At 48.9% G+C, this 23,686-nt stretch carries 27 protein-coding genes and 1 pseudogene; 12 read left to right on the forward strand and 16 right to left on the reverse strand.

All coding sequences use genetic code 11. The features are described from left to right. Positions 1-165: 165 nt before the first annotated feature. The 3 genes from LKD70_RS02635 to LKD70_RS02645 form a co-directional block, all read right to left on the reverse strand. Positions 166-993, reverse strand: a complete 828-nt coding sequence (locus tag LKD70_RS02635) for a C39 family peptidase (protein ID WP_227706506.1) — start codon at positions 991-993, stop codon at positions 166-168. Between the two features lie 135 nt (positions 994-1,128). After that, entirely contained in the window at positions 1,129-2,391 is a 1,263-nt protein-coding gene (gene uraA / locus LKD70_RS02640) for a uracil permease (RefSeq protein WP_227706507.1), read from the reverse strand. A gap of 69 nt (positions 2,392-2,460) precedes the next feature. Next, positions 2,461-3,480: a dipeptidase gene (locus tag LKD70_RS02645; RefSeq protein ID WP_227706508.1), complete on the reverse strand. Its 1,020-nt coding sequence runs from the start codon at positions 3,478-3,480 to the stop codon at positions 2,461-2,463. Between the two features lie 126 nt (positions 3,481-3,606). Between LKD70_RS02645 and LKD70_RS02650 the strand changes: the two genes are divergently transcribed. The 3 genes from LKD70_RS02650 (at position 3,607) to LKD70_RS02660 (ending at position 4,867) form a co-directional block, all read left to right on the forward strand. Further along, positions 3,607-4,338, forward strand: a complete 732-nt coding sequence (locus LKD70_RS02650; RefSeq protein ID WP_227706509.1) for a gamma-glutamyl-gamma-aminobutyrate hydrolase family protein — start codon at positions 3,607-3,609, stop codon at positions 4,336-4,338. A gap of 25 nt (positions 4,339-4,363) precedes the next feature. Further along, positions 4,364-4,546, forward strand: a complete 183-nt coding sequence (locus LKD70_RS02655) for a hypothetical protein (protein WP_227706510.1) — start codon at positions 4,364-4,366, stop codon at positions 4,544-4,546. Between the two features lie 81 nt (positions 4,547-4,627). Continuing rightward, positions 4,628-4,867: a spore coat protein gene (locus tag LKD70_RS02660; RefSeq protein WP_227706511.1), complete on the forward strand. Its 240-nt coding sequence runs from the start codon at positions 4,628-4,630 to the stop codon at positions 4,865-4,867. A 66-nt stretch (positions 4,868-4,933) separates the two neighbouring features. Here the strand turns inward: LKD70_RS02660 and LKD70_RS02665 are convergent, their stop codons facing one another. The 7 genes from LKD70_RS02665 to LKD70_RS02695 all read right to left on the reverse strand — a co-directional run bounded on the left by LKD70_RS02665 (position 4,934) and on the right by LKD70_RS02695 (position 10,059). Continuing rightward, positions 4,934-5,776, reverse strand: coding sequence for an HAD-IIB family hydrolase (locus LKD70_RS02665; RefSeq protein WP_227706512.1), 843 nt, complete (start codon positions 5,774-5,776; stop codon positions 4,934-4,936). Positions 5,777-5,840: 64 nt separating this feature from the next. After that, positions 5,841-6,050 carry a hypothetical protein gene (locus tag LKD70_RS02670; protein WP_227706513.1) on the reverse strand — a complete coding sequence of 70 codons (210 nt, stop codon included), beginning with the start codon at positions 6,048-6,050 and terminating at the stop codon, positions 5,841-5,843. A gap of 161 nt (positions 6,051-6,211) precedes the next feature. Next, positions 6,212-6,844: a hypothetical protein gene (locus LKD70_RS02675; protein WP_227706514.1), complete on the reverse strand. Its 633-nt coding sequence runs from the start codon at positions 6,842-6,844 to the stop codon at positions 6,212-6,214. Continuing rightward, the gene (locus LKD70_RS02680) at positions 6,841-7,575 is read right to left on the reverse strand and encodes an ATP-binding cassette domain-containing protein (protein WP_227706515.1); all 735 of its coding nucleotides are present in this window, start codon (positions 7,573-7,575) and stop codon (positions 6,841-6,843) included. The genes LKD70_RS02675 and LKD70_RS02680 overlap by 4 nt, the downstream gene beginning before the upstream one ends. Before the next feature lie 87 nt (positions 7,576-7,662). Next, the gene (locus tag LKD70_RS02685; RefSeq protein ID WP_227706516.1) at positions 7,663-8,853 is read right to left on the reverse strand and encodes a sensor histidine kinase; all 1,191 of its coding nucleotides are present in this window, start codon (positions 8,851-8,853) and stop codon (positions 7,663-7,665) included. 7 nt (positions 8,854-8,860) lie between these two features. Beyond that, entirely contained in the window at positions 8,861-9,556 is a 696-nt protein-coding gene (locus LKD70_RS02690) for a LytR/AlgR family response regulator transcription factor (RefSeq protein WP_227706517.1), read from the reverse strand. After that, entirely contained in the window at positions 9,547-10,059 is a 513-nt protein-coding gene (locus tag LKD70_RS02695) for a flavodoxin (protein WP_227706518.1), read from the reverse strand. The genes LKD70_RS02690 and LKD70_RS02695 overlap by 10 nt, the downstream gene beginning before the upstream one ends. A gap of 292 nt (positions 10,060-10,351) precedes the next feature. Between LKD70_RS02695 and LKD70_RS02700 the strand changes: the two genes are divergently transcribed. Then, entirely contained in the window at positions 10,352-10,489 is a 138-nt protein-coding gene (locus tag LKD70_RS02700; protein ID WP_407690887.1) for a helix-turn-helix domain-containing protein, read from the forward strand. Positions 10,490-11,221: 732 nt separating this feature from the next. Here LKD70_RS02700 and LKD70_RS02705 read toward each other — a convergent pair. The 4 genes and pseudogenes from LKD70_RS02705 to LKD70_RS02720 all read right to left on the reverse strand — a co-directional run bounded on the left by LKD70_RS02705 (position 11,222) and on the right by LKD70_RS02720 (position 14,359). Continuing rightward, a complete protein-coding gene (locus tag LKD70_RS02705; RefSeq protein WP_087308756.1) occupies positions 11,222-11,767 on the reverse strand; it encodes an AAA family ATPase in 546 nt (181 codons plus the stop codon). Positions 11,768-11,966: 199 nt separating this feature from the next. After that, a pseudogene (ant(9), locus tag LKD70_RS02710) lies at positions 11,967-12,742 on the reverse strand (aminoglycoside nucleotidyltransferase ANT(9)). A 24-nt stretch (positions 12,743-12,766) separates the two neighbouring features. After that, on the reverse strand, positions 12,767-13,537 hold the full coding sequence (locus tag LKD70_RS02715) for a nucleoside phosphorylase (protein ID WP_002578723.1): 771 nt from the start codon (positions 13,535-13,537) through the stop codon (positions 12,767-12,769). Between the two features lie 24 nt (positions 13,538-13,561). Next, positions 13,562-14,359 (reverse strand): helix-turn-helix domain-containing protein, encoded by a 798-nt coding sequence (locus LKD70_RS02720; protein WP_002578724.1) that lies wholly within the window; start codon positions 14,357-14,359, stop codon positions 13,562-13,564. 338 nt (positions 14,360-14,697) lie between these two features. Here LKD70_RS02720 and LKD70_RS02725 point away from each other — a divergent pair, with 338 nt between their 5' ends. The 8 genes from LKD70_RS02725 (at position 14,698) to LKD70_RS02760 (ending at position 21,528) form a co-directional block, all read left to right on the forward strand. Then, positions 14,698-15,111, forward strand: a complete 414-nt coding sequence (locus tag LKD70_RS02725) for a cysteine-rich VLP domain-containing protein (RefSeq protein WP_058722955.1) — start codon at positions 14,698-14,700, stop codon at positions 15,109-15,111. A 111-nt stretch (positions 15,112-15,222) separates the two neighbouring features. Further along, positions 15,223-15,618, forward strand: a complete 396-nt coding sequence (locus tag LKD70_RS02730) for a replication initiator protein A (protein WP_087308758.1) — start codon at positions 15,223-15,225, stop codon at positions 15,616-15,618. Between the two features lie 184 nt (positions 15,619-15,802). Further along, positions 15,803-16,747 (forward strand): MobV family relaxase, encoded by a 945-nt coding sequence (gene mobV / locus LKD70_RS02735; protein WP_087308759.1) that lies wholly within the window; start codon positions 15,803-15,805, stop codon positions 16,745-16,747. Between the two features lie 72 nt (positions 16,748-16,819). Next, positions 16,820-17,014, forward strand: a complete 195-nt coding sequence (locus LKD70_RS02740) for a hypothetical protein (RefSeq protein ID WP_087392011.1) — start codon at positions 16,820-16,822, stop codon at positions 17,012-17,014. Positions 17,015-17,159: 145 nt separating this feature from the next. Further along, positions 17,160-18,737 carry a DUF4368 domain-containing protein gene (locus LKD70_RS02745; protein ID WP_265104726.1) on the forward strand — a complete coding sequence of 526 codons (1,578 nt, stop codon included), beginning with the start codon at positions 17,160-17,162 and terminating at the stop codon, positions 18,735-18,737. Positions 18,738-19,032: 295 nt separating this feature from the next. Then, the gene (locus LKD70_RS02750) at positions 19,033-19,776 is read left to right on the forward strand and encodes a hypothetical protein (RefSeq protein ID WP_227706519.1); all 744 of its coding nucleotides are present in this window, start codon (positions 19,033-19,035) and stop codon (positions 19,774-19,776) included. Between the two features lie 19 nt (positions 19,777-19,795). Beyond that, entirely contained in the window at positions 19,796-20,746 is a 951-nt protein-coding gene (locus LKD70_RS02755) for an ABC transporter ATP-binding protein (protein WP_227706520.1), read from the forward strand. After that, complete coding sequence (locus LKD70_RS02760; protein ID WP_227706521.1) at positions 20,743-21,528, forward strand: ABC transporter permease; 786 nt, start codon at positions 20,743-20,745, stop codon at positions 21,526-21,528. Before LKD70_RS02755 ends, LKD70_RS02760 begins: the two co-directional genes overlap by 4 nt. Positions 21,529-21,535: 7 nt before the next feature. Here the strand turns inward: LKD70_RS02760 and LKD70_RS02765 are convergent, their stop codons facing one another. Continuing rightward, positions 21,536-22,945, reverse strand: coding sequence for a sensor histidine kinase (locus LKD70_RS02765; protein WP_227706522.1), 1,410 nt, complete (start codon positions 22,943-22,945; stop codon positions 21,536-21,538). A gap of 1 nt (position 22,946) precedes the next feature. Further along, entirely contained in the window at positions 22,947-23,666 is a 720-nt protein-coding gene (locus LKD70_RS02770) for a response regulator transcription factor (RefSeq protein WP_227706523.1), read from the reverse strand. Between the last annotated feature and the right edge of the window lie 20 nt (positions 23,667-23,686).

Here is a 23,686-nt window from a genome sequence, read left to right on the forward strand (position 1 = left end):
CTTCATCCAACATCTTTTTATCTGATATCAGTATAGCAGAACAGCGCTGACGCACACAATTGAGCTGTTTTTAAAAAACGCTCAAAAAAAATAACCGGCCGTTAAGCACAGGCAAACCGGGCAGAAAAAGTTCTAAAGAATACTTTTTCTGCCCGGTTCCATTGCTCAGTACAGCAGACTGTATACCCACAGATTGCTGATCTGCCATTCCAGTGTGTCATAATCCCACAGCTTTTCACTGCGGATTCTGCTGTTTGGGTCATTGACTCTGATTTTTCCGTTCTCCACACCTGTCAGCACAATGAAATGCCCCGTTGTGGTAAAATCGCCCGGCCGCATGCTGCATATGATCGGACACCCGCTCTCAAGCGCCGCCATGACTTCACTTTCGGAAAGCCCCATCTCTTCCCCGTAAATTCCAAACCTTTGTACTCCTGACGTCATCAGGTCCCAGCTCGTGCCGGATTCTCCGGTATAGTATCCCTGTTCCGCCGCATACCGGGCCACTTTACAGGGCGTGATTGTGTTATCTCCTGTAAGACCTGCCGCCACCATGGCGACTGCCGTCGGGCCGCATCCGTTCACTGCAAGATAATTATCACCGTAAATGGTATAGCCCCAACGCTCATCCCACTGAAGGAGCAGGGGAATCCCGCCGGTCAGTTCCCCGACTGTATCTGCCGGGGCCTGATCTTTCTTTTCCGGATAATCCAGCACGAACTCAGCAGTCTCCGGATTATTCTTCACTATTTCCACCAGATCCGCCGGATACTGATCCGCGTTTTCCATAACCTGCCTTGCCTTTCCGTCAGTAAGAAATGCAAGCTGCGGCACTGTGCCTTCCGACACAATATTTTTTATCTGAAACACCAGTACAACTGCAAGCAGAATCACAAACAGATTCCGGATCTTCTTTCCTCTGCGCTTCTTCTTTCTATAACCGCTTCTCCTGCCTTCATACTCATAATCTGTAAATTTCTTTCTGCCTGACATCGGTCTCCTCCATCGCTGTCTCCGGAATGCTGTTCCATACACGGAACAGCTGCCCGAAGTATTCTTATGTCAGATATTTTATTCCCTGCATGCGATGGATTTTTTAAACAGATTCTTAAGTTTTTATGAATCGGGTTATTCCTCTTCTCTGTCATTTGTAAGCTTTAATTTGTCAAACACGAAGAACATCAGTCCCATCAGCATGCCGACCACGCAGGCCAGAACCATTCCCGAAAGCTGAATACTGCCGAACTGAACGTTGATTCCGGAAAGACCGACTACGAAGATCACGGATGTCATTGCCATGTTCCGGGATTTGTTGTAGTCCACCTGAGACTCCACAAGAATCCGGATACCGGATGTTCCGATCATTCCGTATAAAAGGAACGAGATGCCGCCGATTACCGGCCCCGGTATTGTATTGATCAGCGTCGTCATCTTACCGATAAAGGAACAGATAATCGACAGCACCGCAGCACCTCCGATCACGTACACGCTGTAGACCTTTGTCATCGCCATGACACCGATGTTCTCCCCGTATGTGGTCGTCGGGACAGATCCGATCAGTCCGGAAATCATACTGGAGAAGTTGTCCGCAAAAAGGGAGCGGTGAAGTCCCGGATCTTTTAAAAGATCTCTTCCCACAATCTTACTCGTTACAATCTGGTGGCCGATATGTTCGGACGTGATCACGAGCAGTACCGGTATAAGAATCACGATGGCTTCCCACTTAAATTTCGGTGTGGAAAAATTCGGGATCGAAAACAGGGATGCCGCTGCCACCTGCTCAAAGTCTACAATACCGCACGCAAGAGCTGCCACATATCCCGCAATGATCGCGATCAGGATCGGGATCACTGACAGAAAGCCGCGGAACAGAACAGAGCCCAGTACCGCAGTCAGAAGGGTCACAAGAAATACGATCACATTTCTGCTGTCAATCACCTCATCTGTAAGTCCCGCATTTGACGCGGCAGTTCCCGCAAGTTCCAGACCGATCAGAGCGACAACCGGTCCCATTGCCGCCGGCGGGAGCACCACATCGATCCAGTCAGAACCGAATTTCCAGACAATCACTGCCAGAATACAGCCCAGAAATCCGACGACGACGAATCCTCCCAGCGCGTATTCATATCCCCACTTTGAAATCACGACTCCCGCAGGGGCCAGAAACGCAAAACTTGATCCCAGATAAGCAGGCGCCCGTCCTTTTGTAATCAGGATGAAGAGAAGCGTTCCCACTCCGTTCATAAACAGCACGACCGCCGGATTGATTCCGAACACAAACGGCACAAGCACTGACGCGCCGAACATGGCGAACATGTGCTGAATGCTCAACGGAACCAGAAGTTTAAAGGGCACCTTCTCTTCCACCTGAATGATTCTTTTGTTTTCCATGAATAACCTCCTCTTTGTCATTCTTTTCTCTCATTCTGCCGCCGGAGCAGACCCGGCGTTTTCATTTTATCACAAGAGATGTCCAAAGGAAACATCTCTCATCAGCCGCATTACATTTTGATATGCAATCTTCTCAATCTGGCGGGGCGTGAGCCCTTCTTTTTCAAATGCATTCCACACCTTTTCCATATCCTGTACCCCGCGCATCCCCTCGGGAAGCGCCTGCATACCAAAACCGTCGAAATCCGTGCCGAGTGCGACCGCGTCTTCCCCCGCCTTATCGATCATCCATTTTGCGTGCCGGGCAATATCCGCTGCTGATGCCCTGAGACTTTCCACTCCTTTCTTACTTCCGTTTTCTCCGGATCGGCGAGTATTCTGAACCAGAAACGCAGAATAGAAATTCAGTCCCGCAACTCCGCCGTTTTCTCCGAGAGCATGGAGCATCTCATCACTCAAATTCCTCGGGTGGCCGCAAAGACTCCTTGCATTTGAATGAGAAGCCGCAACCGGCGCTCTGCTCTGCCTGATGCAGTCCCAGAAGCCGCCATCAGAAAGATGGGAGACATCGATGATCATTCCCAGACGGTTCATCCGCTCCACTGTCTCCATCCCAAACCCGGTAAGCCCTTCCCCCATAACTTTTGCGTCCCGGCTGTTAGGGCTTCCGATACAGTTTTTATAATTCCATGTCAGTGTAATCAGTCTCACCCCAAGGGAGTGCAGCTGTTCCAGCCTCCCGGCCATTCCGTTTAAAACTCCCCCTTCTTCCACAGTCAGTATTCCCGCAAGTTTTTTATCAGACGTTAAAAACGGATAATTTTTCTCTGAGGAACGGACAATGTAAAACTGTTCATTCTCCTCTTTATAAGCGCTGTCAATTAACCGCAGAACCTCCTTCCACGCAAGTTCCCAGTCCATATTCATTCTGCCGGCATTAACAAAACAGGCAAAAAACTGGGCGCGGCTTCCTGCATTTAAAAGCCTCTCCACATCCACACAAAGCCCTGCGTTTTTTTGCAGGCTTTCTGCTGCCGTTTCTTTTTCCAGCTCACTGAGTGTGTCACAGTGCATATCGATCCATTTCATATTTTCTCCTTTTGCTTATCAGTCTATAAACTACTGATCTCTTATTCCGAAATTTTAAAATTTATGTATAATATCTTATTTCTGCGTATACTTTAACAGATAAAAACAACTGCAAGGAGCGCGATTATGGAACCTAAAATCGGAATCGTTGTCTGCGGGCTTGAAGAAAACCGACAGTTTGTCACCAATCCGTATATTCAGTCCGTGCGCTACTCAAGAGGTGTTCCTCTCATACTTCCTCTGGTAAGAAGCGACCGCCTGATCGATGAATACACAAAGATTTTCGACGGTTTTCTCTTCTGCGGCGGCGGAGACATCACACCGCTGCTCTTTGGCGAGGAACCTGTAAAGGGAAACGGGAGAACGGATATCACGGTGGATCTTTTCCAGATTCGTCTCATGAAGCACGTCCTCAAAACAGAAAAACCGGTTCTGGCAGTCTGCCGCGGAATGCAGATTTTAAGTGTGGCGTGCGGAGGAACAATCTGGCAGGACATGTCTTTAATGCCCGGGAAAGTCCTCGACCACATGCAGCAGACGTCTTCCCGCAGCGAGGTCAGCCACAGAATCCATACAGAGCCCGGAAGCCTCCTTCACAAATATATCGGTTCCCGGCTTTATGTAAACAGTTTTCATCACCAGGCTGTCAATTTTCCCGGAAAGGGTGTGGACGTCTGCGCGCGGGCACAGGACGGAACTGTCGAGGGAATTGAGCTTAAGTCTCACCCGTTCGCTCTGGGCGTACAGTGGCATCCCGAATGTATGTACAGAATCTCCCCTGAAATGCGGACTCTTTTCCACGAATTTATCTCCCACGCACTCATAAATTCAGGACGGCCGGGACATAATAAACTCTGAAATTATTATCAAGGAGGTAACAGCCATGTCAGAGATATCAATTCTCGATCTTCAGAATCTGCGTCATCTCATCGGCGGATACACAACCACACACTGCAAGATGACCGACTATGCATCCAAAACCGAGGACCCTGAGATCAAAAAACTGTTCCAGGATGCAGCAGATTCTGCCATGAAAAACAAACAGGAACTCATGAAATTTCTGTAGGTGCTTTCCGACGCGGAGTTTGCGGGAAATAAAAACAGCAAACGTCAATACACAGATATTCTAACAGTGAGGTGCAGAAAAATGGATGAAAAGACAATGGTGTCCGACGCGCTTGTCGGCATAAACGGTGAACTGAAACTGTTCGGCGATATGATTGCCCAGACCGAAAACAAAGAGCTGAAACAGTGCTTAAAGCAGATACGCAACCAGTGCGAAATGTCTCAGGAGAAGATGTATGACGCGGCGCGCGAGAGAAGCTATTACGTGCCGGCGGAGAAGGCGACTCAGGCAGAAATCGACCATGTAAAATCGATATTATAACCCATTTGGGGACGTAGTCAAATTGAATTTCACTACGTCCCCTTTCACACTTTTTTCACACTTTCTTTACAAAACCCACTTCCGCACTGCCTCTGCCACGCCGTCCTTTTTATTGGAAGCGGTCACATAATCTGCCGCGTCTTTCAGCTCTGACACCGCATTTCCCATGGCGATCTTCAGCCCTGCTGCCCGGAACATCGACAGATCGTTCTCGCCGTCGCCGATACACGCGATCTCATTTTTGTTGATCCCGAGTTCTTCCGCCAGCATCGAGAGTGCATGTCCTTTTGACGTCTCCGCGGAAAAGATTTCCACATAAATCGAGGTATAGGCCGCGCTGATCTCTTTTCGCGGATCAAGTCTTCTCTTCACTTCTTCTTTTGCCTTTGGTGAGAGAAAATATATCTGCAGTTCCTCCACGTCATACCGGCTGTTCCGTATGATTCTGCACATATCATCCACACAGCATACGCCTCCGGCATCTTTTCCGTAAATCACCCGGCCCATAAACGCAAACGGGCGCCCCTGGATCAGGTATCTGTTTTTGATATGCGAAGCGATTCCAAGCTTCATGTCCCGGCAGTCTTCCAGAACAGACAGGGCAGTCTCTTTTTTCAGCATGGAATGAAACATCGTTTTCTTTGACTGAATATCCGTCACCCTTGCTCCGTTCGAGGTAATAGCGTACCGGAACAGTCCCCGGTTTTTCTCTCCATCCGGCCCATTTGCCTTTTGTATTGTACCGTCTGCCAGCCGGTGGGGCAGACAGAGCAGGTTGCGCCCTGTCGCGGGTACGATGATGACTCCCCTTGCTGCCGCTTCTCTTAAAGCACTGATTGTACCGTCTGTCATTGCGCTCAGCGGATTCAGACAGGTTCCGTCCATATCAACTGCAAGCAATCGTATCATTTGTCTGTGTATCTCCTCTGAATCTGTTTTCTTTTTCCTGCTGCTTCCTGGAATATGCCGCCTGTCAGACCGGGTGTTTCTCTGTCAGATCATACAGATCATACATGGAAAGCATGTTCTGATAAGTCAGTTTTCTCGTCATAAGCTGCTGGTAAGTCACAGATTTTATCTTGCCTTTTTCCTTCAGTTCTTCCATCTGCCGGACAATGGAAGCGTACTCTGTCTGCACGGCAGCGAGCATTTTTTCAAATTGTTCCAGTCTTTTTTCATTCATGTGTTTTTCCCTCCATCTGCAGATTTTTCGTTATGTTTCTTACAGCGTCATTGTACAAGGGGCAGAAGAAATTATTGCTGCTGCATTCATGTAGTATAATACTGCTGTTAATTATTTAATACAAGCCACTATTTGATATAGCATGAATTTATCCGCAGCGTCTATTTCAGCCATCCCGCCTTTCCTCTCTCCATCTGCTTTTTGAGCATTTCCCGTGCCGCAAACGCAGCTGCCGCCTCTGCTAAAAGGAACAGGGCTGTAATCTTGTTCTCCCCGATCAGCCCAATCGTAAGACAGACCGCAGGAAAGGAGGCAATCACGAAATATACAGCCATACCGTCACTCAGGCACAGCAAAGACACCGCAAAAAAAGCGTAAATCAGGGCATTCGCCGCATTGATTCCCAAAAGCGAAGCCGAAAACAGGTCGTTCCTTCCCCAGAGCAGGCAGCTTAGAGCATAGAAGGAAAGTGCGCAGAGCAGTCCTGTTCCTGCTGCCGCAGCGCTTTTTGCGCATACAACCTTTCCGATTCCGCCGAAGGCTGCCGCCATCTCCAGAGACTTCGATTCCCGTTCACATTTCATCACTTCATAAACAATATAAAATATCATGTAGGCAGTAGTCCCGAACAGCCCTGACGCGGCAAGAATTTCCGATTCAAGCTCTGTCACGCCTCTTAAAGATCTTGCATATGGAAGAAGATAAAAAATCACAGGTGCCAGAATCATAATAAAAACAGCTGACCGCCTGAATATCCATATCAGCCTGCATTCTCTGAAAACAGCGTTCCTCATTGCCGTTCCCCTCCTTTTTTGCTGTTTCTGCCTTCTTCATCTGCCGCAATTCTAAGATACAGTTTCCCAAGCTCATCGTGCGCGTCTGCGCCATACTTTTCTCTCAGATCCTGCCCGGAAGCCAGTTCAATTTTCCTCCCATTTCGCAGAATCAGCAGCCTGTCTGTGATTTCCTCCAGATATTCCAGGTTATGGGATGACACAACGACAGTACTCTCCTTTAGATACTCCCGAATTACTTTCTGAATACACATACATCTTTCAATATCAAGATGGACAAATGGTTCATCCAGAAGAACAAAGGGAGGATGCCCCGCGACGGCGCAGGCAAAAAGGACCGCCTTTTTCATCCCCGACGAAAGCAGTCCTGCCTCTCTTTCAAGTATTTTTTCTATCCCTAGCGTCTCCGCAAGATATCTTCTGTCGTCTTCAGGGACGTGCCGGGCACGAAACCAGATCTCCAGATTTTCCCGCGCGCTCAGACAGTTCAAAAGGCCTCCCGCGGACGGCATATACCCGATTTTTTCCCTGGAAACACAGCACTCCATTATCCCGCCGGAGATGCGAAGGACACCTGCGAGACAGCGGATCAATGTTGTCTTTCCTGAACCGATAGGGCCGATAAGGCCGATATTTTCTCCTTTCCCTATATCAAAGCAAAGCCCGCTCAGAGCGCTTTGCCCTCCGCCATACGACATGGAAACGTTTCTGCAGCTTACAAATTTTTGCATCCTTTTCCTCCTAAACCATCACCGCATTAATATATATACAGAATATATTTCCATTGTCCGCGTTTCAATCGTATGGCCCAAACTGTTCTATATCCGTCCTGTTTTGTCATGCATTTTTACCGTACTTCCCGTCATTGTATCGAATATCACATTGACTGTGACTTTAAAAAGCGGTTCCACACCTTTATACAGGCTTCTTTCCGCGCGGATGCTCACTCTGCCGTCATATCTTTTCGCCGCTTCTTTTACAGACTCCAGCCCGTATCCGTGATGTTCCTTATCTTTCTTGGTCGTTTTTATCTCCCGCCCGTCAAGTTCTGCCGCGTCCTCCCCGGCAGTGTTTTCCATCCGCAGCACCAGATACTGCCGCCGTCTTTTCACTGACAGGGAAATACTCTTTTCTGAAACCTTTTCACATGCTTCAATCGCATTGTCAAACAGATTACCAAGTATGATATTAAGATCCACATCTGATATTCCTTCAATCTTTCCGCAGACAATACAGTAAAAGCATATTCCTTTCTGCTCCATCTTTTCAGCCTTTGCATTGATCACATAGTTTGCCGTCATATTGCTGCAGAACACCTTATCCGCGTGCGGCATCCGTTCTGAACCGGCGAGCCTGTCCAGGTAGTCAAGCGCCTCCTCCGCGCGGCCGTCCTCCAGCATGGATTTCAGAAGAAGGACATGGTGCTTTTCGTCATGCCTTGTGCGCTGCAGATGTCCGTACAGCTCCTTTATCTGCTCCATGTCACGTTCCTGGGCCGCATACCTTTGCCTTATCAGTTCTTCCTCCAGTCTTTTTTTCTCTCTGTTTTTCATCACTGCGTAAACCGCAGCATATACTGCCATATCAATCACCAGGATTCCCGCCGAAGACCAGACGGCAACCGCCTCCGGATTTTCCTTTGTGCCCGCAAAAAGTGTGATGACAAACGCCAGAATCAGTCCCAGGAGAAGAACTGATATGATCGGGACCAGACTTGTAAAGAGGACAGCGGCTGCCAGCTTTTTCTTCCATGTACCGCAAAGCGCCGCTGTAGAGTACAGAAACGATGCCAGCACCGGAAGAGCCATTCCAAGCAGTGTAAGTCCGATATTATTTCCACCCGAAAGGCCGGAGACACTGAGCGCCAGAAACAGGCATACTGCAGCGGCAGCCTCTGATGCCTTTCCCTTAAAACCTCCGTATCTTTTTCCCAGATATTTTGTCGTCAGCCATATGATAAGAAAAGCCTGGAATGCGTTAATTCCAGACTCAAACATCATTAAAACCATCTCTTTTTCACATCTCCTCCAGATAACTGTAAAACGCATCCCTGACCATTCTCCTGGCGCTTCTGCTGACCGCCAGCGTCTCTGCGTTTTCCAGTATGATCTCCGAACCGCGGATACTGCTGACCCACTTAAGATTGACGATATTCCCGCTGTTGATCTTCACAAAATCCCGTTCCGGAAGATTTTCCTCAGCGTCTGAAAGCCGTCCGCGGAACTCCACTGTCTCATTCTTCAGATGCAGCCTCACCTTATGTTTCTGCACATCCACATACAGAATATCTTCGCAGCTCACTCTTCTAAGCATGCTTCCCGCACGGACAATATATTCTTTCTGCGCTGCTCGGGTTCTTTCTTCAATCTTTGCAAGAACCGGGCCAAGGCTGTTTTCCAGCCGGTCTTTGCACAGAAACCAGAGCGGTTCATATTCGAAAGATTCATAGACCAGTTCATTATGGCAGGTACAGAAAACGACCATGCATCCCGGCGTTTTTTTCCTGATCTGTTCCGCCAGGGAAAATCCGTCCGCGTCCGGCATATCAATATCAAGGAACACCGCATCGGCGGGGGCGGCAGATATTTCTTCCATGAGTGCGTTTCCGTCCGTACATGTCCGGATCTCTGCGTCTCTTGAAAATCCGTCCCTGATTCTTGCGCTTAACATTGAAAGAAAGGATGCATCATCGTCACACAAAATCAGCCGCATGTCTCCAGCCAGCTCCTGATTGCATCCCCCGCCATTTCCGCTTCCGCGCCGTGCACGGAAAGTCCTTTTCTCACGTCTGCGCCGGGACAGAGCCTTTTTATGTCCTCCTCGCTGCGCCCCATACCGCTCCCCTCATTTGTACAGAGAGGACATATCTTCTTTCCGGTAAAGTCATATTTTTCAAGAAATGTAAACAGGATCATCGGCATCGTCCCGCAGTAATTCGGATACGCAAGATAGACCGTGTCATACTGCTCCATATTTTCCGGCCAGGAGACAGGTTCAGGTCTCGCGCCGCTTTTCATATCAGCCACCGCTTCCTTCACACATTCGGAATAAATCTCAGAATAGCTTACAGCCGGTTCAATTTTAAACAGTTCACATCCGGTTTCTTTCTGCAGTAGAAGGGCCGCAGTTTCTGTATTTCCGGTCTTTAGTTCTTTGATCTCTCCGTTTACATAATTCTGGCCTGCCCGTGAAAAATATACTGTAATTGATTTCATAATATATACCCGTCCTTTCCGGCATGCTGCACATAAAAACATGCTTCTTCACCGGGGCGGTGAAATATAACCTTCCGCCGTCCCGATACGATTTTATTTACATTCTACTACGCTGTAAAGCTTCGTTCAAGAGCCTCACGCAGAATACGTCCGCGGTGGTTAACTTACAGTTGATTTTATCTACCAAAATCGAATTTGATTCCATTGTAATCTGCATCTGTTTCCCGTAAAATGAAAGCAGAATAAAAAGCGGATACCGCAGCGTCAGTGTACAATCAGGAGGTGCAGGATCGTGAAAGAAATACATCTTGGCGAAATATTGATTAATAAACGCCGCAGTCTCGGCATCACCCAGGACGACCTTGCAGCTTTCCTGGGCGTGTCAAAGGCAGCCGTTTCGAAATGGGAAACCGGGGGTTCACTTAGATAAAGATACCACATCAATCCCACGCTGACTTTTGCTCAACCGATACAGCCGGAGGGCTGGATAACAAGAAAAGGCGGTATGCGCCCCGTGGAGGGGTAGCGTACCGCCTTTTCTTGTGGGGGTTTCCAAAGGGGGCAACGCCCCCATTTGGCACACGACTCTGCGAAGCAAAGTGTAGTGTGTTATACGCTCTGTCGGCGTTGCCGTGAAAATGCCGTTGCCGCCGGGGAGGGCAAGGGCATTTGAAGCGGCAGGAAAACAGGGCTGTGCTTGCGTGGCGTAGAGCCGTAAGCACAGGTCTGGTTTCAACAGCAGACTGGGCGTATATGAAATCCCCCGTCCCTCGTCCTACGCTCCGACTTGTGGACAAAGTGTCCCGAAGTTGTGGCTACACTCCCGGAAAAGTAACAGGACAGCGGGCAACCGTCAAGGCTGAAATGAACGGGCTTACACCCGGCCTTGACCGCCACCCGCCGTCCCGCTGAATGGGTGAACAAGGCGACCAATCCCTCAAAGTGCTTGGCCGCTCTCTTTCTGATTTTGGAGCGTTTCTTTTCTCATAATGAAATGGGCGGGAAGCCATTTTAGGGGTTTCCTGCCTTGATTGCCCATCTGCAAAGACAGGCGGGACTGTCAACGGCGGCGCATGAAATACGCCGTTCATCTTGACCGTTGACTACCCCGGCTGGCTTTGCTATTTCTCTGATAAATGAAATTTCGATTTTTAGAAAGCGTTTAAGATAACAATGCGGCTCCACTTGAAATTTTTTCTTTTACTGCCAAAACAGCCTCTTGGATAGAATAGGTTGTCGTTTCTATAACATTCGATTCATATATCCCCAAATTACAAAATTGCTCCCACATTGTTTCTACTAATTCAACATTTGTTTTTCTGTCTAATTTTGAGCGTTCCACAGCTCGTTTCATAGTTTCTTCTTTACTGGCTCTTAAAACAATATAGTGTACTTCATAATCTTCTCGAACAAGGGCTCTCCATGGTTCTAAAAACCACGGCCCGACAATTCCATCTACAATTACATCATATCCGCCGCGGGCATAGCGCTTTGCAGCTTCTAAAAAGGCTTCAATGACAACTAAATTTTGTTCGTTGGACTCTGGTAAATGCGGCGGTATTGCTCCTTTGCTTAAATAATGAAAAAAGTCGTCTGTGTGCATATGCACAGATTTATCCATGTTCGATTCTTTTGCGACAATCGACGCAGTTGTTGTCTTTCCTGTTCCCGGCGAACCTGTAATCACAATAATTCTTCCTTGATTCATCTACATTCTCCCTCGCAATTCAGATTTACCGCTCTCTTTCTGATTTTGGAGCGTTTCTTCTCTCAAGATTGAAATGGGCGGGAAGCCATTTTAGGGCTTTCCCGCCTTGATTGCCCATCAGCAAAGACGGGCGGGACTGTCAACGGCGGCGCATTTATGCGCCGTTCATCTTGACCGTTGATTGGCCCCGCTAACTTTGCTACTCTGTTCTAAGTAATTCCTCAATTTGTTTTTTCATATATTCTACAAGTGCCATCGCTTCCTTTTCTACTGTCTCCCATTCATCAGACAAATTTCCCAAATAAGCTTCCTTTGCCGTTGTTAGCAGGGGGGAAATCTCTCCGGCAATTTTAAAATTACCCATTTTGCGGCAACATCTTTTGTCGTGATTTCTTCTGTTACTAAAGTAAACCACATTCGTGATAAGGTTAATAACACATTTCTTTCATCACCCTTAAAGCTGGAAATCAAACCAGGTAAAGAAAACCGAATTGCTTTTTTAATTTCGTGAAATGGGATAGCGGGAATAAGCTCTTTGCTTTCCGCCCCCTTCAAAGTTATGCTATTTTTTCTTGCTTGCCATAATAAAATCATTATATCTGGGTCATTGCAGGCTTGCGGATATTCTCCTGCTTCCATCTCTCCCCTTAGCCATTCACCATACATATACTGACATTTTGGCGGAAATTGCAACGGAACAATATCAGATTGATTGATAATAGTTACCTCTAAAGGTCTTTTTTCAATACAGCCTACGGAGCCAGAAATTTTCAATAATTGCTTTGTTAGATCTGCTCTGATTGAATTACTCAATTCTTGTTTAGTAATTATCAGTATATCTATATCACTATCTGGACGCAGCCCATTCATTGTTGCTGAACCATATAAATATATCCCCAATATTTGACCTTGTAATATGGTTTCTGCTATTGAAATAACTTGATTTACTTGTTGTGGAAATTCATTTATATTCATTGTAACTCCTATATGTATTTATTTTTACTCCTCAACAACTGATAAAACAGCGTCTAAGGCTAATTCTAAGGCTATGGATATACTTGTTTTTCCCCATTCTCTTTCTTGGTATTTATGAGGGTCTGCAAGAGTATCGGCTGAAAAAAGCAGCATAGCCCATGTAACTTTTCTAAATTTTGCACACGCCGCCAATGCGGAACATTCCATTTCTACTACTTGACATCCCTCTTCTTTCCGATACTGAACCATTTCTACTGTTTCTCGATAAAAACCGTCTGTTGTCCATGTTTTAACTTCCCAATATGGTATATTCTTTTGGCTTAAAGCAGATTCAATCGCATTTATACCAGCCTTTGAAATCTCTACTTCTCGGGAGGGAGGAAGATAATGGTAAGATGTTCCCTCATCTCTCAATGCAGAAACAGGTATCAAAAATCTATTTTCCGGGATGTCTTCCAATACGCCGCAAGAGCCGACGGAAATAATCTTTGTTACACCCCCTGCAATTAAATATTCTAAAACTTGGACGGCAGCAGCACTTCCCACAGGAGCCGGACATAGACATATTTTCTCCTGATTATAAAGACATTCATAAATAGGATATCGTCTTGTTGCACTTTCAAATTCATCTATCTGTATTCCATCATGGGTATGTGCATAATTTTCAACCTCGTCTCCTAAAAAAGCAAACACTGCTTTTGCAGGAAAACATTTTTTCCCATTTCCCGGCTGAAAAACAGCTTTTGATGCGGTATCGTACTCTAAAACAGGGTAGTCATGCTTTACTAATGGCATATTATTATCTCGAATAACAGGCTATTATTCTATTCCTTTCATCATCTTTTTTGCCAACTGCTTGAACAGGTCGGCAGTTTCTTCATCCATCGGCGTAAGCTGTCCGATCTGTCCGGCAACCATCGCCGCTACATCGTCAATGGAAAGCGGGTTTTGCTTCTGTTCCGCCAATGCGTCCCGCATGGCTTGGAACATCGCGGCGGTCACAGCTTCTCCCGGCTGTTCCCCGTTGTCAATGTCTTTCTTAATATCCCGCAGGATAGCAAGGAACACATTTTTGATTTTCTCAATCTCCGCCTCATGTTCCCCCATCTTCTGGGCGTTCAAAAGCTGTAAATCCTGCTTTGCTTCCGCCCGGTGTTCCGGGTGTTCTTTCATCAGGTCGGACAGGGAAGCCGTTGCTATCTCGATAAGCTGGTTTCTTGCTGTTATGCCTTTTGCCGCTGTGTCCTGAAAATAAATCCGTATCAAATCTATCAGCTTAGGAAAATTCCTGTGTTCCAACAGGCGGTTGAGGATTTGCACATCAACAGCACCCGTCACGAGCCCCCTCACGGCTCCCTCGGACAAGCCTAATTCAGAAATATCGTAGCTTTTACGGACGCTCACGGTGGATAAGCCCAGTATGTAGTCTGTCGATACCTTAAATTCCTTTGCCACGCCTATGAGAATATCACTGCTGACCGTTCTCGTTTCGCCGCTGACAATGCGGCTCAACTGGGAAGCGGAAACCCCTATCTTCTCCGCAAGTTCCTTTTGTGTGATGTGGTTCCCGTTGCATAAATCGGAAATCCGCTGTCCGGGTGTTCCGGGTAAAGCCATAGATACGCACCTCCTCCGCATACTTCCATTATACAGAATGATTGCAAAAATGCAATTTCCAAAGTGTAAACTTCATCAAAATGCAATTCTCGCAAAATTCCGGGGATTGCATTTTTTTCGTGTAGACTTAGGGTAGTTCATCGATGGACAGCACCTTGAAAACAGAATGACCGTCCGAAAAGGAATACCCCGGCTGGGGAAGCACCGCAAGGAACCGGACTTCGAGACAAAATGTCCCGAAGCTGCGGGGAGCGTGCCAACGCTGGAACACGCCGCAGGAATGGGGCAGGAAACCTTTTCGGGGAGAACGGCAACGGAAAGCAAAATGGAGGGAACGCATGAGAGATAACCCCTATAAAGACTTGCCGCCACTGGAACGCAGGCCGGACGGTTCCCTTTACCGCATGACACCGGCGCAGAGAAAACAGGCGGCCAGCCTGATACGCCGGGAGTGTTGTTGCTGTGAGGACGGCAACTGCATTGTCCTTGATGATGGGGACACCTGCACCTGCCCGCAGACGATTTCTTTCTCGGTCTGCTGTAAGTGGTTCCGCTGGGCGGTCTTGCCGCTGGACGGGACGTTGGAAGCGGAGATTTTCCGGGATAAGGACTTGAAACGCTGTGCGGTCTGCGGCGGCGTGTTCGTCCCCAAATCTAACCGGGCAAAATACTGCCCCGGCTGTGCCGCCAGAGTTCACAGGCGGCAGAAAACAGAAAGTGAACGGAAAAGGAGGTCTGCTGTGGACAGTTAGGAGCGAAAAAAGCCTTGATTTATCAGGCTCCGCAAGCCCCAAAACGGGGCAGGTGGTATAAAGTATCGCCCGCCCCGGAAAACGGGCTTCTAACCGTCCACAAAATGCGCTATGACAAATACCATCTATATCCATCAGCCGGAAAAGGCGTTCAGCTTCACCCGGCTCCCGAATTTCCTCTTTGAAGCCCCCACATTCAAGCCCCTGTCCAGCGAGGCAAAGGTTCTGTACGCCTTTATCCTGCGCCGGACAGAGTTATCCCGCAAGAATGGGTGGGCGGATGACTGCGGACGGATTTTCCTGTATTACCCCATCTGCGAGGTGGTTGACCTGCTCCACTGTGGGCGGCAGAAAGCGGTGAACACCCTGCGGGAACTGCAATACGCCGGACTGGTGGAAATCCAGAAGCAGGGCTGTGGAAAACCCAACCGCATTTTCCCAAAATCCTATGAAGCGGTTCCAAACACCGACTTCAAGAAATCCCGTTCTGGTACGCCGGAGGGCTGAAAACCGTACCCATGAAGTACGGAAACCGCCCCCCCTGAAGTACGAAAACCGGACGGTATATAGAAATACAAAGATTAAAATGATTTATTTATATCCATTCCATTCCTATCGTATCAGAGATAATTCCGGCGGGATTTTCCCTGTGGAAAACCCCGGATAGGAAAGGAATGGGGAAAGGAGCAGAATGGCACAACACGCAATTTTACGGTTTGAGAAGCACAAGGGCAACCCGGCAAGGCCGCTGGAAGCCCATCACGAAAGACAGAAAGAACAGTATGCCAGCAATCCCGACATTGACACAAGCCGGAGCAAATACAACTTCCATATCGTCAAGCCGGAAGGACGCTATTACCACTTCATTCAGAGCCGTATCGAGCAGGCCGGATGCCGGACGAGGAAAGACAGCACACGGTTTGTCGATACGCTGATAACTGCCAGCCCGGAGTTTTTCAAGGGGAAATCCCCAAAGGAGATACAGGCGTTCTTCCAGCGGGCGGCGGACTTCCTCATTGGACGGGTAGGACGGGAAAATATCGTGTCGGCGGTGGTACACATGGACGAGAAAACGCCCCACCTGCATTTGACCTTTGTTCCGCTGACAAAGGACAACCGCCTGTGTGCAAAGGAGATTATCGGCAACCGGGCAAACCTGACGAAGTGGCAGGACGATTTTCACGCCTATATGGTGGTGAAATATCCCGACTTGGAGCGTGGGGAGAGTGCCAGCAAGACAGGCCGGAAGCATATCCCCACCCGGATTTTCAAACAGGCGGTTTCCCTCTCCAAACAGGCCAGAGCCATTGAAGCCACCCTTGACGGCATTAACCCGCTGAACGCCGGAAAGAAAAAAGAGGAAGCCCTCTCCATGCTGAAAAAGTGGTTCCCGCAGATGGAGAACTTCTCCGGGCAGTTGAAAAAGTACAAGGTCACAATCAATGACCTGTTGGCGGAGAATGAGAAGTTGGAAGCAAGGGCAAAGGCCAGCGAAAAAGGAAAGATGAAAGATACGATGGAACGGGCAAAGCTGAAAAGCGAACTGGACAATTTACAGCGGCTGGTTGACCGTATCCCGCCGGATATACTGGCGGAACTGAAACGTCAGCAGCGGCACACGGTAAAGGAAAGGTGATAGATATAAGCAGAAATTTTCGCCGCCTCTGTGCGGCATTGTACCTTGAAAACTGAATATGGAGGACACTGGATGGCAAAAAGCAAAAGCGATATTTTTACACCCCGGACAGGGCAGGTCATACAAGCAGAGAACGGCACGCAGTATTTTGTATGTGGGAACAACCGTATAAAAATCTCCGAACACTTCGCCGCAGGCGGGAAGCCCCTCGGTGATCTGATTGTAGATGTGGTGCGGCATACCGCAGAAAAAGCCGCTTCAACCTGATAGCCCATCATTGATAACACGCCCACGCTTATGATATAATTGCCATAGAGCAAAAGTATTGTAAGCGTGGGTTGTTTCTTTAGAAGGAGGATTTTTAACGGTGAAACAACCTTACAATACTACGATTTACAACACGGCGCTTTATATGAGATTGAGCCGGGACGATGAACTGCAAGGAGAAAGCGGGAGTATTCAGACACAACGCATGATGCTCCGGCAATATGCCGCCGAGCATAGCCTGAATGTCATAGATGAATATATCGACGATGGATGGTCTGGAACGAACTTTGACAGGCCGGATTTTCAGAGAATGATTGATGACATTGAGGACGGGAAAATCAACTGCGTTGTTACGAAGGATTTATCCCGCTTAGGCAGAAACTACATTCTGACCGGCCAATACACGGAAATCTACTTTCCCAGCAAAGGAGTCCGCTATATCGCTGTCAATGACAATGTGGACACCATCAACGGAGAGAATGAGCTTGCCCCATTCCTCAACATTCTGAATGAAATGCACGCCCGCCAGACCAGCAAAAAGGTAAAAGCGGCCATGCGGACACGGTTTGCAAATGGCGCACACTATGGAGCCTATGCCCCGCTGGGCTATGTCAAAGACCCGGATAAGAAAGGCCATCTTCTGATTGACCCGGAAACAAGGTGGATTATCGAAAAGATTTTTGACCTTGCCGTTCATGGCCGGGGAGCCGCCAGCATTACACGGATTTTGGTCGAAGAAAAAGTGCCTACTCCCGGCTGGCTGAATTTCCAGAGATACGGCACTTTCGCAAATATCTATGCCGGAGCGCCGGAGGAAAAAGCCTATGCGTGGACGATAGCGCAGGTGAAAAGTATTCTGAAAGAGGAAACCTATATCGGACACAGCGTCCACAATAAGCAGACCAACATTTCATTCAAAAACAAGAAGAAAGTACGCAAGCCAAAAGAGGAATGGTATCGTGTGGAGAACACCCACGAAGCGATTATTTCCGAAGATGTGTTCCGTCAAGTACAGGAGCAGATTTGCAACAGGCGCAGACGGCAGAAGAACGGCACAACACAGATATTTTCCGGGCTGGTAAAATGTGCGGACTGCGGCTGGTCGCTGGCCTATGGTGTGAACAGCCAGAACAAAAATCCCTATGCCCACTACCATTGTAGCAAGTACGGGCAAGGATTGCACCAGTGTTCCATGCACTATATCCGCTATGATGTGCTTTACGCCTATGTCCTTTCCCGTCTGCAATACTGGTCTGTGCTGGCACAGCAGGATGGGGACAAACTTCTGAAACGGCTACTTAACGCCAGCGACAAGGAACGCAATACTGCAAGGAAGCGGCAGACAGCCGAACTGAAAAAGGCGGAAAAGCGCAAAGCAGAAGTAGACACCCTGTTTGCAAAAATGTATGAGGACTGGTCTGCCGGACGCATTACAGAATACAATTTCAATATGCTGTCCGAAAAGTATCAGGGCGAACAGCGAGAATTGGACGCAAAAATTGAACGGCTTCACGAAGCGATGGAGGTCGCCGCCCAGACAGCGGTTGACGCTGAAAAGTGGATAGGTCTGATGAAACAGTATGTCAATCCCACAGAATTGACGGCTGAACTTCTGAATACGCTGATTGAAAAAATCCTTGTCCATGAAGCGGTCAAAAGTGAGGACGGAAGCCGGGAACAGGAAGTGGAAATCTTCTACCGCTTTATCGGCAAAATCGAATGACACATCTTGAGATACCCAACAATATCTTTAACTAAGGGAAACCGGAAATTCTTATCCCGATATACAGCTTCTCCCCAGGCTGGCCGCCTTTTTTGACATCAGCATCGACGAGCTGGTCGGATATGACCCTCAGCTTGACGATCAGGCGATCCGGAAGCTTTACCTCAGCCTGTCCGGAGAGTTTGCGTCACTGCCCTTTGATGAGGCATGCACGCACTGCCGTGAATATATCCGGAAATATTATTCCTGCTGGCCGCTTCTCTTTCAGATCGGTGTTCTCTTACTCAATCACGCCATGCTGGCGCCCTCCCCGGAACAGTCCGAACAGGTTGTCCGTGAGGCGATGGCGCTCTTTGAGCGCGTGAAAGCCGGAACAGACAATCCGGTACTTGGAAACGAATCGCTGCAGCTTAAAGCCTACTGTCTTATCACCCTGGGGCAGCCTGAGAAAGTTCTTGCGCTGCTTCCGGAAACGCCGCCCCTCTGCGGGCCTTCCGAACCTCTGCTGGCGTCCGCGCTTAAGATGACCGGAAATACGGCTGAGGCAAAGCGGGTCCTTCAGACAGGCATTTACAATGAAGTTCTCGCGCTTTTTAACCTTCTCCCCGCATACATGAGCCTGTGTATGGATGACCGGAACCGTTTTGAGGAAACCTGCCGGAGAATGCGTCTGCTTGCGGACACGTTTCACATAGACCGCCTTCATCCCGGACTCTATCTTTCCTGCCTCATCATCATGGCTCAGGGCTGGGTATCCTTCGGTGAAAATGAGACGGCCCTGTCCGTGCTGGAAGAATATACCTCGCTTGCCGCAGGAAATATCTATCCCCTTCGTCTGCACGGAGATGAATATTTCTATCTGCTGGATAACTGGTTTGACCGGGAAATAATCCCCGGCGCCTATCCGCCCCGGGATGAATCACTCATCCGCCGCAGTATGGCACAGGCGCTTACTGACAATCCTGCCTTTGCTGTTTTCTCGGACCACCCGGATTTTCAGCGTATGGCAAAATCACTGACGGAGGCGGAAAAGGGATAAATGAAAGGAGCAGATCACAATGAATGCAGTCACAATCACCCATCTTTCCAAAACTTATCCGAACGGCACAGCGGCGCTTCAGGATATCACTCTCGCCCTTCGCCCCGGCGAAGTGTGCGGATTTCTGGGGCCTAACGGCGCGGGCAAGACAACAACAGTCAAGCTGTTAAACGGGATCCTCACCCCATCCGGCGGCTCCTTAAGCGTCCTCGGGATGGATCCGGCCAGAGAGCCGGAAAAGATTCATGCCCGCTGCGGGGTTGTCACAGAACACGCCCAGATGTACGACAATCTGACAGGGAAGGAGAATCTTCTCTTCTACGCCTCTGTATTCGGAATATCGCCGTCCGAAGCCGCAGACCGGGCGGATGCGCTTCTTTGGGAGCTTGATCTTTTAAACGCACAGGACAAAAAGCTTTCCTCCTACTCAACCGGCATGCGGCAGAGACTTTCCCTTGCGCGGGCGCTGATCCACCGCCCGGATGTTCTTTTTCTGGACGAACCGACCTCCGGACTGGACCCTGAGAGCGCCCGGAATGTAAATCTTATGATCCGCAGGCTGGCCGAAGAATCCGGCGTCACAGTCTTTCTCTGTACCCATCAGCTCAGATACGCGCAGGAAATCTGTTCCCGCTACTGTCTGATTGAGAAAGGGATGCTTCTCGCAGACGGCACACTCAAAGAGCTGCGCAGCCGTATCCTTCCGGATACTGTTCTCAGAATCCGCGCCGGACATATGCCTGTCATAGCAGGACAATACGATCCGGGACAGCATAGCCGGGAAAATATATTTCAGGAGATATCTCCCGGGCACTATGAAACACATATCCGCTCGGAGGAGGAAATCCCGGCAATCGTCAGGCAGATCGCCGAAAAGGGGGGACTGATCTATTCTGTTGAAAATATTCAGCCCTCTCTGGAAGACATTTATTTCGCCCTGACAGACATTCAGAAGGAGGCATCACTATGAATCAGGCAGTAAAAACAATCATAAAAAAGGACATAAAAGGGATCACCTCGAACCGGAGTCTTTTTCTCTCCCTCCTGATCGTTCCCCTTGTCCTTACAGTACTTCTCCCGTGTATCTTCCTGTTCGCGGTTCACTTTGTCCCGGATGATCCGGATATCCGGAAGCTCCTTGATCTTCTGCCCCGTTCCGCATGGAGCAGCAGTCCGGAACTGACCATATCCGGGCTGATCCTCAACTATATCATGCCTGTCTTTTTCCTCATTATCCCGATTATGGCCTCCTCTGTTATGGCGGCCAGCTCTTTTGTCGGAGAAAAGGAAAAACACACGCTGGAAACGCTGCTCTACAGCCCGCTCACCCTCGGACAGATCTTCCGCGCAAAAGTGCTGGCCTCTTTCCTGATGAGCATGGCCGTATCTCTTGCATCGTTTCTGGTCATGCTGCTCTTTATGGAACTGGAAGCCTTTTTCCTGATGGGAAGCCTGCTCCCTCTTTCGGCAAGCTGGCTCATTCTGCTCTGCATGCTCTCCCCGGCAGTTTCACTGATCGCCGTCACGCTGATTGTGAGAGGTTCCGCGCGGGCGCAGAGCATGGAGGAGTCCCAGCAGGCGGCCGTCTTTTTGATCCTCCCGCTGGTTCTCCTCGTCGTCGGCCAGTTTACCGGAGTCCTGCTTGTCAGCCAGTGGCTCCTGCTTGTCTTAAGCCTGGCCTGTGCCCTTCTCGCCTGGATTCTTCTCCGGAGAGCGGCAGCGCGCTACACTTACGAAATGGTACTGAAATAGGATTGAATCACATTTTCTCTGATTCACTCCGTTTAAACAGAATCTCCACCCGCAGTCCGTGAGGAGAAACAGCCTTAAACGCAACTTCTCCTCCGTGTACAGCGGCAATCTGCTGCACAATCAAAAGTCCCAGACCGTGCCGCGGCTCCTCTGTCCCTCCGTCGCTCATCATATAATGAGGAATGGACTTCAGCTTTTCCAGCTCCTCTTCTCTTATCCCGATTCCATCGTCCTCCACGGCCACAGCATATCCTTCTTCCCGGCCGCACACTTCCACACAGACCCGGCATCCGTCGGGATTGTGCGACTGTACGTTATTCAGAAGGTTTGTAACCGCCCTGACAAGGAGGTCTTTATCCCCCGAAACCAGCGGAACACTCTCCGTTTCCGGCCCGTTCCATTCAAGTGTATACCTTCCGTCCACGTCCGCATTGATAAAATCCGCCGCGCACTGGCGTGCTACCGCCACAAGGCTCACCTTTTCCATATGGAGAGGCTGCATATGGTATTCCAGTTTGGAGGCCAGGTTCAAGTCATTTACGAGGTTTTTGATTTTTAAACTCTGCTGCCTGATCACCGTAGCCTTTCTCCTGTTTTCCTCTGACAGGGACATGTCTCCTTCCATCTGTCCCGCATATCCCATGACCATGGAAAGAGGCGTTCGTATATCATGGGAAACGCCGGAAATCCAGTTTGCCCGGGCGCTCTCCCTTTTCCTGAGTTCTGCTTTTTGCGCACGGAGGATCTCAGAAGCCTGGTTGATCTTCTTCGCCAGATCTGAAAGCAGTCCTTTCTCTTTTATATGTTCTCCCATTCCTGACGGGAGAGCCTGTATCCCTTCCACAAGAGGACGGACTGAACGAAGAAGCTTTGTATTGGCAATGACATAGATCAGAAAGACAAGCAGCAGATTTGCCCCGACTGCCCCCAGTACAATATACGGGGAATTTTTGATCAGGTCATAATCCCATGCCGGACGCATATGCTTCCAGTAACGCCCCTCAGGAAAACCGACTGCCACAAGCCCTTTCCCGTCCTGCGCCTCTGCGGTAAACACAGGGCTCCCGGCCAGATACCCCCTGGTAAAATTCGAGATATCTGTAGCGGTATATTCCATGGGGACCCCTTCTGGCAGTTCCTCGGTATGCCATTTTACCTGGAGCGTATAATCGTCAATATACATCGCCCAAATGCCCTGTTTTTCTAATTCCTCTTCCATTTCTTCTGAAAATGTCCAGCCGCTTTCTGTTTCTTTTAAAGCCGCAGCCGTCTTTTCCGCGACCGTCCACGGCCCGTCCCCCGGAACCTGTCCCACGGCGACAATCAGAAACAGTATGATATTGAGAGCAAAAACAAGCACTGTACTGATCAGCAGGATTCCCATGCAGCGTCTGATCAGCTTTGCAATACTTCGCATCTTATCTTCCCTCCACCATCAGTCTGTATCCCAGTCCCTTGACGGTGATAAGCGACACCGGTCTGGACGGATTTTCCTCAATCTTCTCCCGAATCCGCCGGATGTGTGCCATGAGACTGTTTTCATAGCCAAACGGGTTGTCTCCCCATGCGGCTTCACAGAGCTGGTCAATCGTCACAATTCTCCCCGCATTTTTCCAGAGTGCCTTCAGAATCTCATACTCCTTGGCGGTCAGCGGGAGATGTTCCCCGCCTTTGATCACTTCTGCCCGTGAAAAATCAATACGGCTTCCCGCAAGAAGCACAAGGGGATCTTCTTCCTTATAATATCTTCTGAGAATATTCCCGATGCGAAGCAGAAGTTCCCGGTCAAGAAAAGGCTTTACCATATAGTCATCCGCCCCCAGCCCAAGTCCGCGTATTCTGTCCTCATCTTCTCCTCTTGCAGTCAAAAACAGTACCGGCATATTCCTCGTCCTGCGAATTTGTTCAAAAAGTTCAAATCCGTTTCCATCAGGAAGCATAACGTCAAGAACTGCAATATCCGGCTCCCAGTCCGCAACAGCCGCGGCCGCCTCCGCTGCCGTCTTTGCCGTGTGTATCTGAGTGTATCCGTCCTCCTTAAGAAAATTGACGATCATTTTAAGTATCTCCGTCTCGTCATCCACAAGAAGAATCTTTTTTTGTCTGATATAGTCGCAGTTTAAAACGGTGTCATTCATTATATCTCCCTCCTAATCTA

It is taken from the genome of Ruminococcus turbiniformis (assembly GCF_020687545.1).
Taxonomy (GTDB): domain Bacteria; phylum Bacillota; class Clostridia; order Lachnospirales; family Lachnospiraceae; genus Mediterraneibacter; species Mediterraneibacter turbiniformis.